Source organism: Aquicoccus porphyridii (assembly GCF_008369105.1).
Classification (GTDB): domain Bacteria; phylum Pseudomonadota; class Alphaproteobacteria; order Rhodobacterales; family Rhodobacteraceae; genus Aquicoccus; species Aquicoccus porphyridii.
Map to the genome: position 1 here is coordinate 15,753 of NZ_VINQ01000010.1, position 14,460 is coordinate 30,212.

The following is a 14,460-nucleotide window of genomic DNA, read 5'->3' on the forward strand; positions in this document are numbered from 1 at the left end:
GGGGCCAGCCCCTCACACTCCCCGGAGTATTTCGGGCAAGATGAAGCATGGGTGACGATCTCAAAACCCGTCTTGTGAAGCAGGCGCAGGCCGAAGGGTTTGCGGCGGCGCGGGTCTGTCGGCCATGGGATGTACCGCACGTGATGGGCAATCTGCGCGGATTCCTGGCCGAGGGGTATCACGGCAGCATGGGATGGCTGGCCGAGCGGGTGCATTGGCGCGGCGATCCGGCAACGCTTTGGCCCGAGGCGCGATCCGTGATCGTTCTGGCCGAGAATTACGGCGGGGGGGAGGTCGAGCCAGCGCCGGATCATGCGGGAACAGTGTCGATTTATGCCCGAAACCGGGATTATCATGACGTGCTCAAGAAACGGCTCAAGCGGGTGGCACGGTGGCTCATCGAAGAGGCGGGGGGCGAGTTGAAGGTTTTTGTCGACACCGCGCCGGTGCCGGAAAAACCGCTCGGGCAGGCGGCGGGACTGGGTTGGCAAGGCAAGCATACCAACCTTGTGAGCCGGGAATTGGGAAGCTGGTTCTTTATCGGCTCGATCTTTACCACGCTGGACCTGCCCACCGATACGCGCGAGGTGGATCATTGCGGATCGTGCCGGGCCTGTCTGGATGCCTGCCCCACGAATGCCTTTCCGGCGCCCTACAAGATCGATGCGCGACGTTGCATTTCCTACCTGACGATCGAGCATAAAGGGCCGGTGGATGAAGAGTTGCGGCCGATGCTGGGCAACCGGATTTACGGCTGTGACGATTGCCTGGCGGCTTGCCCGTGGAACAAGTTCGCCGTGGCCGCACACGAAGTCAAATATCATGCGCGCGAGGATCTGATCGCGCCGCCATTGGCGGAATTGGCGCGGCTGGACGATGCGCAATTCCGGCAGAAATTCAGCGGGTCGCCGATCAAGCGGATCGGGCGGGGGCGGTTTGTCAGGAACGTGCTTTATGCGGTCGGAAATTCGGGCGATCCCGGGCTGATTCCCGTGGCAGAGGCGCTGGTCGATGATGAAGAACCGGTGGTCGCGGATGCCGCGCACTGGGCCTTGGGGAGATTGCGGGGATGAGCCTGCTTCTGGGGGTGGACACGGGCGGCACCTATACCGATGCCGTCCTGATCCGCGATGAGCGCGAGGTGGTGGCGCGCGCCAAGGCGCTGACCACGCGGCACGACCTGGCCGAGGGGATCGGCAAGGCGGTGGCCGAGGTTCTGGTCATATCGGGCGCACAGCCGGGCGAGGTGGGCCTGGCCGCGCTTTCGACGACATTGGCGACCAATGCTCTGGTCGAGGGTCAGGGCGGACGCGTGGGTCTGGTCTATATCGGGTTTTCGGGAGCCGACATGGACCGCAACGGGCTTGGGCTGGCGCTGAACGGCGATCCGGCGTTGATGCTGGGCGGTGGGCATGATCATGCAGGGGTGGCGCGCGCTACGCTTGATCGTGACGTGCTTTCGGCGTGGTTAGAGACTGTTTCCGATGTGTCTGGCTTTGCCGTGGCGGGCCAGTTCGCGACCCGCAACCCGGAGCATGAGAACGCGGCGGCGGAGATGATACGGGCCCACACGGGCAAGCCGGTGTCCTGTTCGCATCACTTGTCCGCACGGTTGAACGGGCCGAAACGCGCATTGACGGCGGTGTTGAACGCGCGGTTGATCGGGATGATCACCCGGCTGATCGCGCGGGCCGAGGCGAAGCTGGGCGAGATGGGTATTGATGCGCCCCTGATGGTGGTGCGGGGGGATGGGGCGCTCATTTCCGCGGCGGTGGCGCGGGAGAAACCGATCGAGACGATCCTGAGCGGGTCGGCGGCGTCGATCGTGGGGGCCGGGTGGCTGACCGGGGCGCGCGACGCGCTGGTGTCGGATATCGGCGGAACGACCACGGATGTTGCCCTGCTGCGAAATGGCAAGCCGGAGATCGACCCGGACGGCGCACAGGTGGGCGGGTTTCGCACCATGGTCGAGGCCGTGGCCATGCGCACGACCGGGTTGGGCGGTGACAGCGAAGTGCGATTTGCCGGTGAGGGGCTTGCTGGCGCGGTGGAATTGGGGCCACGACGGGTGATTCCGATAAGCCTTCTGGCGATGGAGGCGCCCGAGATCGTGTTGCCCGTTCTGGAAGAACAGCAGCGCGTGACCACGCCGGGCGAGTTCGACGCAGTGTTTCTGCGGCGAGTCGAGGGTGCAGACATTCACGGCCTGTCGGTGCGGGAAAGCGGGGTTCTGGCTCGGATCACGCACGTTCACCCGGTGGGGGCAATCCTGCGCACGCGGATGGAACGACAGGCGCTCGCCCGGCTTCGCGATCGGGGGATCATCCAGTTTGCGGGCGTGACGCCATCTGATGCCAGCCACGAATTGGGGTTGTTGAGCGAATGGGACGGACAGGCGGCACGGCTGGCGCTTGGGCTGTTTGCGCGCAAGCGGACAGGGGCGGGTGAAGCGTTGACGGCGGGGCCGGAACCCATGGCCCGAATGATCATCGATCAATTGACACAACAGACTGTTTGGGCCTTGTTAGAGACGTGTTTGGCGAATGATCCGGGTTTTGGGCCGGGCCATGAGCAGCTTGCGCGGCATGTCCTGATGCAACGGGGTTTGGAACGCCATCAGGGGCTTTTACGGGTGGAAGCGGGGTTGAATATCCCGGTGGTCGGCCTCGGGGCGTCGGCGCGCAGCTATTACCCGGCGGTTGGCACCAAGCTTGGGTGCGAGATGATCCTGCCCGCCGATGGCGGGGTGGCCAACGCGATCGGTGCGGTCGTGGGGCGGGTCACGGTGCGGCGGTCGGGAACGGTGACGTGCCCCGAGGACGGGCGTTTCCGGACACATGGCGGGCATGGGCCACGGGATTACCGCACAGCCGAGGCCGCGATGGCCGCGCTTGAAGAAGAGCTGGTCATCGGAGTGCGGGCGGATGCCGTGGCCGCCGGGGCAGACGACATCGAGATCCGCCGGGCAAGAGACATCAGGCACAGCCAGGTCGAGAGCCGAGACGTTTTCATAGAGGCCGAGATCACCGTCGAAGCGACGGGGCGGCCACGAATCGCACGGTGATCAGGATTTGGGCGTGGAGGACACGCCGACCTGCGCGGGGCGCAGCAAACGGTCATGCAGCATGAACCCTTCGGTCGAGACCTGAATGATGTCGCCAGCATTGGTGCCAGGCACCGGGGCCTCGAACATCGCCTCGTGGATCTGCGGGTCGAACCGGTCGCCCACCTGGGGCGATATGACCGTGATCCCGTGTTTGCTGAACACGTTGAGAAGTTCGCGCATGGTGAGTTCGATCCCCTCGATAAGGGCTGTCGACATCTCGCGCTGTTCGTCGGTGACGGCTTCGAGAGCGCGTTTCATGTTGTCATAAACCGGCAGCATGTCGCGGGCGAGTTTCGAGCCGCCGTATTGTTCGGCGTCACGGCGCATTTTGTCACCGCGCTTGCGGGCATTCTCGGCATCGGCAAGCGCGCGCATGAATTTATCCTTGAGCGCGTCACGTTCGCTGCGCAGGGCATCAAGCTCGGCCTCGACCGGGTCGATGTCGGCCATATCCTCGGCCAGCTCTTCGGTCTCGGCGGTTGTGATGTCGTCGAGAAACTCTTCTTCCTTGCGCTCTGCCATGTGTCTACTCACCTCTGAGTTCGGTCGGAAATCAGGCGTCCGACCAGTTGTGCCGTGTAGTCGACGATCGGAACGATGCGTCCGTAGTTGAGCCGCGTGGGGCCGATGACGCCCACCGCTCCGATGATCTTACGATCAGCGTTCATATATGGAGACACCACCAAAGAGGAACCCGAAAGTGAGAAAAGTTTGTTCTCGGAGCCGATAAAAATGCGCACGCCTTCGCCTTCTTCGGTCAGTTCGAGAAATTCGGCGATGTCGCGTTTGCGTTCCAGGTCATCAAAGAGCGTTTTGATGCGGTCGAGACCGCTTTCTTCCTCTTCTCCCGAGAGAAGATGCGAGCGGCCGCGGACGATCAGGCGTTCGTTGGTTTCACCCTGCCCGTCCCAGACGGCAAGCCCGCTTTCCACCAGATCATGCGCCAGCTTGTCGATCTCGCGGCGGCGTGATTCGATTTCGGCGCGCATCACGGTGTTCACCTCGGAGAGGGTGCGCCCCTCGATGATGGCGTTGAGGAAATTCGCAGCCTCGCGCATGGCGCTTGGAGTGATGCCGGGGGGCGGAGAGAAAATCCGGTTCTCGACATGCCCATCGGCATAGACCAGGACCACGAGGGCGCGATCATGGGCGAGCGATACAAACTCGATATGCTTGATCGGGGCCTCGGTTTTCGGCGCAAGGACGAGCGAGGCACCGCGCGTGACCCCGGACAGGGCCGAACCGATCCGGTCGAGCATCGAGTTGACGTCGCCCGAATTGCTTCCCAGCGTTTCATCGAGTTTCTGGCGGTCATCATTCTGAAGATCGGCAACTTCGAGCAGGCCATCGACGAACATGCGCAGCCCGGTCTGGGTGGGGATGCGGCCGGCCGAGACATGCGGGCTATCGAGCAGGCCGAGGAATTCGAGGTCCTGCATCACGTTGCGGACAGTCGCCGCACTGACCTTTTCGCTCATCGTGCGGGTGAGGGTGCGCGAGCCCACGGGATCGCCGGTTTCGAGATAGGATTCGACAACGCGGCGAAACACCTCGCGTGAGCGGGCGTTGAGTTCTTCGAGAAGCTTGCTGCTGTCTTTCATGATGTCGATCCGATCAGGGCGAGGTGCATTTAAGGTGTCAGATCAGAAATGGTCAATCGGGGTTGCGCTTTGTATCGGGCCGCCTGTATCCCGGGACCAACGGAAAAAGGAATGATGATGCGACCCTCAGGTAGAGACTTAAGTGAAATGCGCCCGGTTTCAATCGAGACTGGCGTGACAAAGCACGCAGAAGGGTCGTGCATGATCCGCGTGGGTGATACCCATGTTCTGTGCACCGCCACAATCGAGGATCGTGTGCCACCGTTTGTGAAAGGAACCGGGCTTGGCTGGGTGACGGCGGAATACGGGATGTTGCCGCGCTCGACCACCAGCCGGATGCGGCGTGAGGCGACCGCGGGCAAGCAGGGCGGTCGGACCGTCGAGATCCAGCGCCTGATCGGGCGTTCGCTTCGGGCCGGTGTCGATCGCGTCGCGTTGGGTGAACGGCAGATCACGGTCGATTGTGACGTGATTCAGGCCGACGGCGGCACACGCTGCGCGTCGATCACCGGGGGCTGGGTCGCGCTGCGACTGGCGGTCAACACGTTGATGAAGGCAGGCGACGTGATTTCCGACCCGCTGATCGAGCCGGTGGCGGCGGTGTCTTGTGGTATCTATGCCGGGCAGCCGGTGCTTGACCTCGATTATCCCGAGGACAGCGAGGCGGGCGTCGACGGCAATTTCGTGATGCTGGGCAATGGGCGTCTGATCGAGGTGCAGATGAGCGCCGAGGGCGCAACATTCACGCGCGAACAGATGGATGCGTTGATGGAACTGGCCGAGACCGGCGTGGGCGAGTTGGCGGCAATGCAGAAAGCGGCAGCCAGTGCGTAGGTTTGACGATTCCGAGCTGGTGATTGCAACGCATAATGCGGGCAAGTTGCGCGAGATTTCCGCCTTGTTAGAGCCGTTTGGCGTTCATGTCGGATCGGCCGCCGAACACGGGTTGGATGAGCCGGACGAGACCGAGGACAATTTTGCCGGAAACGCCCGGATCAAGGCGCATTTCGCCGCCCGGGCAACCGGTCTGCCCGCCCTTTCCGATGACAGCGGAATCATGGTGGCAGCCCTGGATGGAGCGCCGGGTGTCTATACCGCCGATTGGGCCGAAACGCCGCAGGGCCGCGATTTTGCCATGGCGATGGAAAAGGTCTGGAACCTGCTCGAAGAGAAAAGCGCGCCGTATCCGCGCAAGGCGGCGTTTGTCTGCACGCTTTGCCTTGCCTGGCCCGACGGGCATGACGAGGTTTTCGAGGGTCGCGTCGAAGGGCAGGTCGTGTGGCCGATGCGGGGCGCGAACGGTTTCGGGTTCGACCCGATCTTCCTCCCCGATGGGGAAAGCGAGACCTTTGGCGAAATGGACCCCAAGCGCAAGGATGCGATGAGCCACCGTGCCGATGCGTTCCGGCAACTGGTGCAGGGCTGTTTTGGCTGAGGATTGGCGCAACGGGGGCTTCGGGATCTATATCCACTGGCCGTTCTGCGCCTCGAAATGCCCCTATTGCGACTTCAACAGCCACGTGGCCGCGGAAATCGACGAATCCCGCTGGGTTAGAGCCTATTTGAGTGAACTGGACCGGTACGCCGAACGGCTGCCTGAACGGGTCTTGACCTCGGTCTTTTTTGGCGGCGGCACGCCCAGCCTTATGGCACCGGAAACCGTGGCGGCGGTGATGGAACGCATCCGCCACCATTGGCCCGTGCGCAACGATTTCGAGGTCACGCTGGAGGCCAATCCCGGTTCGGTCGAAGCCGGGCGGTTCCGGGGGTATGCGCAGGCTGGCGTCAACCGTGTCTCGATGGGGGTTCAGGCCCTGAACGATGACGATCTGCGGCGGCTTGGGCGATTGCATTCGGTCAAGGAAGCCCTTTCTGCCTTTGACGTCGCGCGGGGACAGTTCGATCGGGTCAGTTTCGATTTGATCTATGCCCGCCAGGACCAGACCCTGATCGGGTGGAAGGCCGAGTTGAAACAGGCGCTGGCGCTCGCTGTGGATCACCTGTCGCTCTATCAATTGACCATCGAGCCCGGAACCGCCTTTGGCGACCGATATGACCGGGGTCGATTGAAGGGTCTGCCGGACGAGGATCTGTCGGCCGACATGTACCAGGCAACGCAGGCCATTTGCGAGGATGCGGGCCTTGGTGCCTATGAGGTTTCCAACCATGCGCGAGCCGGGTCTGAATCGCGGCACAATCTGATCTATTGGCGGTACGGGGATTATATCGGAATCGGCCCCGGGGCGCACGGGCGGGTGACAATCGGGGGCGAGCGTTTTGCCACCGAAACGCCGCTGATGCCCGGCGCGTGGTTGAACATGGCCGAAGCGGGCAATGGTGAGAACCTTTGCCGCGCAGTATCGCCAAGGGATCAGGCCGAGGAATTCCTGATGATGGGGTTGCGCCTGCGCGAGGGCGTGGACCTCGAACGCTATACCCGGCTTTGCGGGGAAGCGCCGGATGCCCAGGTTTTGAACCACCTTGAAACAATCGGGATGATTAAGCGCGAAGGACAGATTGTCAGGGTGACAGAAGGTGGTCGCATGGTGTTGAATGCGGTTATCAAAGAGTTTCTGTCAGGATAAGACATGCGCTATCTGTGGGCCGGTCTGGGATTGCTATGCGTGCTGCTGGGCCTGATCGGTGCGGTTTTGCCCCTAGTTCCGACCGTGCCATTCATGCTGCTTGCCGCGTTCTTCTTTGCGCGCTCATCCGAGCGGATGCACAACTGGCTGTTATCGCACCCCCAGTTCGGTCCGGCCATCGTGGACTGGCAAACCAGCGGGGCGATCAATCCGCGGGTCAAACGAGTTGCGACGCTGTCGATTGCCGCAGTTTTCGGGTTGTCCCTGGTGCTTGGGCTGAGGCCGCTTATCCTCGGGATTCAGGGGGCGGTTCTTTGTCTCGTGCTGATCTTCATCTGGACGCGCCCCAATTCATAGGGTGAGTTTGCGGCAAAGCTCGTCCAGATCGTCAAGCGACGTGTAGCGGATCGTGACCTGACCCGATTCCTGGCCCGTGTCGTGGTTGACCGTCACCTTCATACCGAGATTGGCCGAAAGATCGCCTTCGAGCGCGACAGTATCGGCATCTTTCTCGGCGGGCTGGCGCGCACCTGATTTCTGGGTTTTCGGCGCAGCCCCCTTCTTGACCAGCTTTTCCGTCTCGCGCACCGAAAGCCCCTTGGCCACGACAACACGTGCAAGGGCCGAAGGGTCATCCGATGTGATCAGGGCGCGGGCGTGCCCGGCAGACAGCCGATCCTTTTCGAGAAAATCGATGACGTCCTGCGGCAAGCTTAACAACCGCATCTGGTTGGCGATATGGGAACGGCTTTTGCCCAGCGCCTTGGCGAGTTGATCCTGTGTATGGCCGAATCGCTCGATCAGCTGGCGATAACCCGCGGCCTCTTCGACGGGATTGAGATCAGCACGTTGGATATTCTCGATAATTGCAACTTCAAGAACCTCGGTATCGTCGAATTCCCGAATGATAACAGGAACTTCGTGCAGTTGCGCAATCTGTGCCGCGCGCCAGCGGCGTTCGCCCGCGACGATCTGGAACCTATCAGTGTCAGCCGGATCAGGCCGCACAATCAATGGTTGAATAATGCCCTTCTCGCGAATCGATTCCGCCAGGTCCCGAAGCTTGTCACCGTCAAAATTTCGACGTGGCTGATCCGGGTTTGGTGCGACGTTTTCGATTGGCAAATGTTGTTCGGGGCGACGCGAAGACGAATCTGCGGCTGATGCCGGCGCATCGTTGTTCACATCCGCCATGAGCGCCGAGAGCCCCCGGCCCAGACCGCGTTTCTTTTCAGCCATTCTCTGGTCCCTCTGATTATGCCGCTGCGCGGTTGTTATTGCCCAGGATCTCATGCGCCAGATTACGATAGGCTTGGGCACCCTTGGAGTCGCTATCATAGCTAAGCACGGGCATCGAATAGGACGGCGCCTCGCTGACCCGGACATTGCGCGGGATAACCGTTCTGAACACCAGCTCGCCCAGATTGTCACGCGCATCCGCTTCAACCTGTTGTGACAGGCGGTTGCGCCCATCATACATGGTCAGAACAACACCCTCGATCCGCAATGCAGGATTGGCCGATTGCCGGACTTCGCGCAGCGTGATCATAAGTTGTGACAACCCCTCCAGCGCGAAAAACTCGCTTTGAAGCGGCACAAGTACCGAATGCGCGGCAACCATCGCGTTGATGGTCAGCATGTTCAGCGAAGGCGGGCAATCAATCAGGATGAAATCGAAGCCAAAGGAATTCATTGCCGGTTGTCGCAAGGCATCATGCAAAAGAAAGCTTCGCTTTTCATTCGAGATCAGCTCGATATCCGCAGAGCTGAGATCGACCGTCGCGGGCACGATACGAAGATTCCGGGTTTCGGTGTCGAGAATGACCTCGGTAAGAGGAATGTCGTCAAGCAGCAGATCATAGGTTGTATATCGCCGCGCCTCACCCTCGATCCCCAGCCCGGTGGATGCGTTGCCTTGCGGATCGAGATCAACGACAAGAACCTTCTGTCCCGTCTCGGCCAGTGCTGCCCCAAGGTTTATGGTGGTTGTCGTTTTACCAACGCCACCTTTCTGATTGGCCACTGCGATGATCTTCGGGCCAGGTGGCCGGATTGAGTCAGACACGTGAGAGCCCTTTGATTTTCAGAATGACAGCGTTGGATTCGGTCACGCTCGGGATTGTATCATACGTAAACTGCCACGAATTGCGCGCGGTTTGAACCTCGGATCTCCAGTTTGCACCTTTTGGGAAAAGACAAAAGCCGTCATCGGAAAGGTGCGGGCTTGCGAGTGCAAAAAGGCGCGAAAGATCGGCAAGAGCGCGCGCGGATATCACATTGGCTTTGAGTGGTGCAACTTCTTCAATTCGCTCCGGAATCACATGCCCCGCCACGTCGGCTTCGCGAAGGACGGTGCGAAGGAACGTGGCCTTGCGCGTGTCGCTTTCGACAAGCGTAACCCGATGCGGACAACCAAGCTCCTTGGCGCAAATGGCAACGATCAGGCCAGGAAATCCGCCGCCGCTGCCAAAATCAGCCCAATGGTCGATCTCGCCATCGACGCAACGCATCACCTGAAGAGAATCCCGAATATGGCGAGTCCAGAGATCAGCGAGCGTGGACCGCGCAACCAGGTTGATCCTTGGATTCCATTTTTCCAGAAGCCCGACAAAGATTTCCAGCCTGTCGAGCGTTTCACGTGAAACATCCGGTCGAGCGGTCCCGGTGGTCACGCAGATCTCTCCCGCTTGCCCTGCCGAAGCTTGACCAGCAAAAGTGCAAGCCCCGCCGGTGTCATTCCGTCGACGCGACCAGCTTGGGCGAGGTTTGACGGGCGCACAGCCGAAAGCTTGGTTTTCAATTCGGTCGACAGCCCGGAGATGCCGTCAAACTCAAAATCAGGCGGGATTACATGCCCCTCATCGCGCTTCATCGCCTCGACATCGCGCTTCTGGCGTTCGATATAATTTACGTAAAGCGCTTCTTTCTCCAACTGCTCCTGAATCTCGGGCTCGATCTCGGAAAAACTCGGCGCCAACGCAATAAGGTTGTCAAACGAAACATCGGGTAGAGCCAAGACCGCCATACCGTTTCGGCGGGTGCCATCCTTGCTCATCGGTATGCCTGTTTCGCTCAACTGGTTCGGTGTCCAGCTTTTCGCGTCCAGCATGGCCCGACCACGAGCGAGCTTTTCCGACTTTTCTTCGAACGCTACCCTTCGCCGTTCCGACACCGCGCCAAGCGCAATCGCTTTCGGCGTCAAACGCTGATCGGCATTATCCGCGCGCAAGGCAAGACGAAACTCGGCCCGGGAGGTGAACATTCTATAGGGCTCTGCCACCCCGCGGGTGATGAGATCATCAACCATGACCCCGATATAACTCTCCGAGCGGCTGAACTCTTCCGGGTCGCGCCCCTGAGAGAACAGGGCCGCGTTCAGCCCTGCGACAAGCCCCTGTGCCGCGGCCTCTTCATATCCGGTGGTGCCGTTGATCTGACCGGCCAAATACAGGCCCGGGACCGACTTCAACGCCAACGTGGCATCCAGGGCGCGCGGATCGACATAATCATATTCGATTGCATACCCCGGTTGAAGAATGGTTGCCTCTTCCAGTCCACGGATCGATTTCACATATTCCTCCTGAACCTCGGGCGGAAGCGATGTGGAAATTCCGTTGGGATAGACCGTATGATCCTCGAGCCCCTCCGGTTCGAGGAAAATCTGATGCGATGTCTTGTCGGCAAAACGAACGATCTTATCCTCTATGGAAGGGCAATAACGCGGGCCAACCCCTTCGATATGACCGCCATACATTGCAGATCGCGCAAGGTTGGCAGCGATGATTTCATGTGTTTTTTCATTGGTATGGGTGATCGCACATGAGATTTGACGTGCGGTCGGGGTCCTGGAGAGGAAGGAAAACATCGTTGGCGCGTCGTCGCCGCGCTGCTCGTCCAGAATATCCCAGTTGATCGTTCTTCCGTCCAGCCGGGGCGGTGTTCCGGTTTTCAAGCGGCCAAGCGAGATCGCGAAGCTATCGAGCCGCTCCGCCAGCTTTACCGACGGCCGGTCCCCCATACGCCCCCCGGGCCGAGATTGATCTCCGATATGGATGACGCCGCGCAGGAATGTTCCTGTTGTCAAGATCACGGCGGGGGCAGAAATCTCGCTGTCATCGGCCAGGCGGACCCCGACGACGCGATCGCCCGACATGATGAAGTCAGCGGTTTCGCCTTCGATAATGGTCAAGTTATCCTGTGCAACCGTGGCGGCCAGCATCTCTCGTCGATAGATCGCACGATCTGCCTGCGCGCGCGGGCCCTGCACCGCCGGACCCTTGCGGCGGTTAAGCAGTCGAAACTGGATGCCAGCCAGATCGGCAATGCGCCCCATGACACCATCCATGGCGTCAATTTCGCGGACAAGATGTCCCTTGCCCAAACCACCGATGGCAGGATTGCAGGACATGACACCAATATCTTCGCGCCGGAGCGTTACGAGGGCAACGCGAACGCCCATACGGGCCGATGCGTGAGCGGCCTCCGTTCCGGCGTGTCCGCCTCCGACAACTATGACGTCAAAATCATGTTTCACGTGAAACACCCCTGTTCTTTCCGCGGTCACTTTCCAATGCAGAAGCTTGAAAAGATCTCATCCAGAATATTCTCAACATCCACACGACCAACGAGAGCGTCAAGCGCGCGGACCCCACTGCGAAGCTCTTCTGCCGCGATATCGGTGCGGTCCTCACCGAGTTCAAGCTGCCTTGCCGCCTCGTCCAGGGCCGCAATCGTTTTTTCAATCGCGACGCGATGCCGTTCGCGCGTCGCGATTCCGGTTAAGCCCGCACGTTCGGCAAGTGTGTTGGTGATCCGGGTCACGAGATCATCCACGCCTTCCCCTGTCAGACCGGAAACGCCCCCGCTGCTGTTGCCCCTTAGATCGGCCTTTGCCAGGAGAACGATATCACCATCCCGAATCTCGATCTCTCGCGGTAACTCTACCTGCTCTGATTCCCGAAGAAAAACACGTAGGTCGGCGTGGTTTGCCCGATCGCGCGCGCGTGTGATTCCAATGTTCTCGACCTTGTCTTCGGTTTCCCGAAGGCCAGCGGTATCGAGCAGAGTAACCGGCAATCCGCCAAGGTCCATCCGCACTTCGATCACATCCCGAGTCGTTCCTGCGATCTCGGATGTGATCGCCGCTTCGCGCCCGGCCAAGGTGTTCAGCAAAGTCGATTTACCGGTGTTCGGCGCTCCGAGAATCGCAACCTCGAAACCGGTTCGCACTCGCTCGGCCGATTCCACACCTTTCGCCTCTTTGAAGAGAGCCATGCGCGTTTTGCCCAAGAGATCTGTCACCTCGGGCCGCACGTCAACAGGCACATCCTCGTCCGCGAAATCGATGGTCGCTTCGAGAAGGGCGGCGGTGCGAATCAAATCCTGTCGCCAGGTATCGGCGCGTTTACCCAAGTCACCCGATAAAACTCTCAGTGCTTGCCGCCTTTGCGCTTCGGTTTCGGCCTCGATCAGATCGGCAAGCCCTTCGACCTGGGCAAGATCAAGTCGCTCATTCTCAAGTGCCCGGCGCGTGAATTCTCCAGGCTCCGCCCCGCGCAACCCCTCGATGCCACTCAGTTCACGCAAGATAACCGACACAACGGCGCTTGATCCATGGGTTTGAAACTCAACCACATCCTCGCCGGTAAAGCTCTGCTTTTGCGGAAACCAGAGGACCAGACCTTCATCAAGCCTTTGATCCTTGCGATTTTTGATCAGGCGCAGCGACGCCACGCGAGGGTCGGGTAACCCTCCGGTCAGGTCGATACAGGCCTTCGTGGCCAAGGGTCCGGACACGCGGATCACCGCAACCCCGGATTTTCCGGGGGCGCTTGCAAGGGCGAAGATCGTGTCCATGTCCAATACTGCGCCAAACCGCGCTTTTTCAGCCGTTCATCGAGTCGAAGAAATCGGCATTTGTCTTTGTTTGCTTGAGCTTACCGATAAGGAATTCGATAGCATCCGTGGTGCCCATGGGATTGAGGATACGTCGAAGCACGAACGTCTTGGAGAGATCCTTTGGATCGACAAGAAGTTCTTCCTTGCGTGTGCCGGATTTGAGAATATCCATCGCCGGGAAGACACGCTTGTCCGAAACCTTGCGGTCGAGAACAAGCTCGGAATTGCCGGTTCCCTTGAATTCTTCAAAGATAACCTCGTCCATCCGGCTGCCGGTGTCGATCAGTGCAGTTGCGATGATGGTCAGCGAACCGCCTTCTTCGATATTCCGGGCCGCCCCGAAGAACCGCTTGGGGCGTTGCAGGGCATTGGCGTCCACGCCGCCTGTCAAAACCTTGCCGGAGCTTGGAACAGTCGTATTGTAGGCCCGGCCCAGGCGGGTGATTGAATCCAGCAGGATAACAACATCGCGTTTATGCTCGATAAGCCGCTTGGCCTTTTCGATTACCATCTCGGCCACGGCAACGTGTCGCGTCGCCGGCTCGTCGAACGTCGACGAAATAACTTCGCCCTTCACGTTCCGCTGCATGTCGGTCACTTCTTCCGGGCGCTCGTCGATCAGCAACACGATCAGATAGCACTCCGGATGGTTCTGTTCGATCGAATGGGCGATATTCTGGAGGAGAACCGTTTTCCCCGTTCTTGGCGGAGCAACGATCAAACACCGCTGACCTTTGCCGATTGGTGCGACAAGGTCGATGATGCGGGCCGACCGATCCTTGATCGTAGGATCTTCGATCTCCATCTTGAGCCGCTCGTCCGGATAGAGCGGTGTCAGGTTGTCGAATGCAATCTTGTGCCGGGCCCGTTCTGGGTCTTCGAAATTGATGCGGCTTACGTCGGTCAGGACGAAGTAACGCTCATTGTCTTCGGGCTGGACCAGCTTGCCCTCAACCGTGTCGCCAGTGCGCAGCGAAAACTTTCGGATCGTTTCGGGAGACACATAAATGTCGTCCGGGCCAGGCAGATAGTTTGCCTCAAGCGAGCGCAGAAACCCGAAACCGTCTTGCAAGACTTCGAGAACCCCGTCCCCGGAAATCTCCCATCCTTCCTCGGCCCGCTCCTTGAGGATCGAGAACATGATCTCGCCTTTGCGCATGGTCGAGGCGTTCTCAATCTCCAGCTCCTCGGCCATGTCGACCAATTCCTTGGGGCTGTTCGCCTTGAGCTCGGAGAGAGAAATATGTTCAGATGTCATGTAAATACCTAA

Annotated in this window: 14 protein-coding genes; 6 read left to right on the top strand and 8 right to left on the bottom strand. The window is 60.0% G+C overall.

Annotated features, from left to right (window positions below):
- Window positions 1-47 precede the first annotated feature (47 nt).
- Window positions 48-1,073 carry a tRNA epoxyqueuosine(34) reductase QueG gene (gene queG, locus FLO80_RS13135; RefSeq protein ID WP_111368666.1) on the top strand — a complete coding sequence of 342 codons (1,026 nt, stop codon included), beginning with the start codon at window positions 48-50 and terminating at the stop codon, window positions 1,071-1,073.
- Complete coding sequence (locus FLO80_RS13140; protein ID WP_111368667.1) at window positions 1,070-3,064, top strand: hydantoinase/oxoprolinase N-terminal domain-containing protein; 1,995 nt, start codon at window positions 1,070-1,072, stop codon at window positions 3,062-3,064. The genes queG and FLO80_RS13140 overlap by 4 nt, the downstream gene beginning before the upstream one ends.
- On the opposite strand, the gene FLO80_RS13145 is transcribed toward FLO80_RS13140, so the two are convergent.
- Together FLO80_RS13145 and hrcA are read right to left on the bottom strand one after the other, a co-directional pair.
- On the bottom strand, window positions 3,065-3,628 hold the full coding sequence (locus FLO80_RS13145) for a nucleotide exchange factor GrpE (protein WP_111368668.1): 564 nt from the start codon (window positions 3,626-3,628) through the stop codon (window positions 3,065-3,067).
- An 8-nt stretch (window positions 3,629-3,636) separates the two neighbouring features.
- Window positions 3,637-4,707: a heat-inducible transcriptional repressor HrcA gene (gene hrcA / locus FLO80_RS13150; protein WP_111368669.1), complete on the bottom strand. Its 1,071-nt coding sequence runs from the start codon at window positions 4,705-4,707 to the stop codon at window positions 3,637-3,639.
- A 117-nt stretch (window positions 4,708-4,824) separates the two neighbouring features.
- Between hrcA and rph the strand changes: the two genes are divergently transcribed.
- From rph to FLO80_RS13170, 4 genes are read left to right on the top strand one after another with little or no spacing between them, the layout of a single operon-like run.
- The gene (rph, locus tag FLO80_RS13155) at window positions 4,825-5,541 is read left to right on the top strand and encodes a ribonuclease PH (RefSeq protein WP_111368771.1); all 717 of its coding nucleotides are present in this window, start codon (window positions 4,825-4,827) and stop codon (window positions 5,539-5,541) included.
- Window positions 5,534-6,142 carry an RdgB/HAM1 family non-canonical purine NTP pyrophosphatase gene (rdgB, locus tag FLO80_RS13160; RefSeq protein ID WP_111368670.1) on the top strand — a complete coding sequence of 203 codons (609 nt, stop codon included), beginning with the start codon at window positions 5,534-5,536 and terminating at the stop codon, window positions 6,140-6,142. The genes rph and rdgB overlap by 8 nt, the downstream gene beginning before the upstream one ends.
- On the top strand, window positions 6,105-7,292 hold the full coding sequence (gene hemW, locus FLO80_RS13165) for a radical SAM family heme chaperone HemW (protein ID WP_111368671.1): 1,188 nt from the start codon (window positions 6,105-6,107) through the stop codon (window positions 7,290-7,292). Before rdgB ends, hemW begins: the two co-directional genes overlap by 38 nt.
- A gap of 3 nt (window positions 7,293-7,295) precedes the next feature.
- Window positions 7,296-7,649 (top strand): YbaN family protein, encoded by a 354-nt coding sequence (locus FLO80_RS13170; protein ID WP_111368672.1) that lies wholly within the window; start codon window positions 7,296-7,298, stop codon window positions 7,647-7,649.
- Here the strand turns inward: FLO80_RS13170 and FLO80_RS13175 are convergent.
- From FLO80_RS13175 to rho, 6 genes are read right to left on the bottom strand one after another with little or no spacing between them, the layout of a single operon-like run.
- Entirely contained in the window at window positions 7,644-8,531 is an 888-nt protein-coding gene (locus FLO80_RS13175; RefSeq protein WP_111368673.1) for a ParB/RepB/Spo0J family partition protein, read from the bottom strand. The genes FLO80_RS13170 and FLO80_RS13175 overlap by 6 nt on opposite strands.
- 16 nt (window positions 8,532-8,547) lie before the next feature.
- Window positions 8,548-9,357, bottom strand: a complete 810-nt coding sequence (locus FLO80_RS13180; RefSeq protein WP_111368674.1) for a ParA family protein — start codon at window positions 9,355-9,357, stop codon at window positions 8,548-8,550.
- Complete coding sequence (gene rsmG / locus FLO80_RS13185; RefSeq protein WP_111368675.1) at window positions 9,350-9,964, bottom strand: 16S rRNA (guanine(527)-N(7))-methyltransferase RsmG; 615 nt, start codon at window positions 9,962-9,964, stop codon at window positions 9,350-9,352. Before rsmG ends, FLO80_RS13180 begins: the two co-directional genes overlap by 8 nt.
- Window positions 9,961-11,835 (bottom strand): tRNA uridine-5-carboxymethylaminomethyl(34) synthesis enzyme MnmG, encoded by a 1,875-nt coding sequence (gene mnmG / locus FLO80_RS13190; protein ID WP_111368773.1) that lies wholly within the window; start codon window positions 11,833-11,835, stop codon window positions 9,961-9,963. Before mnmG ends, rsmG begins: the two co-directional genes overlap by 4 nt.
- Window positions 11,836-11,852: 17 nt before the next feature.
- Window positions 11,853-13,148 (bottom strand): tRNA uridine-5-carboxymethylaminomethyl(34) synthesis GTPase MnmE, encoded by a 1,296-nt coding sequence (gene mnmE / locus FLO80_RS13195; protein ID WP_111368676.1) that lies wholly within the window; start codon window positions 13,146-13,148, stop codon window positions 11,853-11,855.
- 28 nt (window positions 13,149-13,176) lie between these two features.
- Window positions 13,177-14,448, bottom strand: a complete 1,272-nt coding sequence (gene rho, locus FLO80_RS13200) for a transcription termination factor Rho (RefSeq protein ID WP_111368677.1) — start codon at window positions 14,446-14,448, stop codon at window positions 13,177-13,179.
- Window positions 14,449-14,460: the final 12 nt, after the last annotated feature.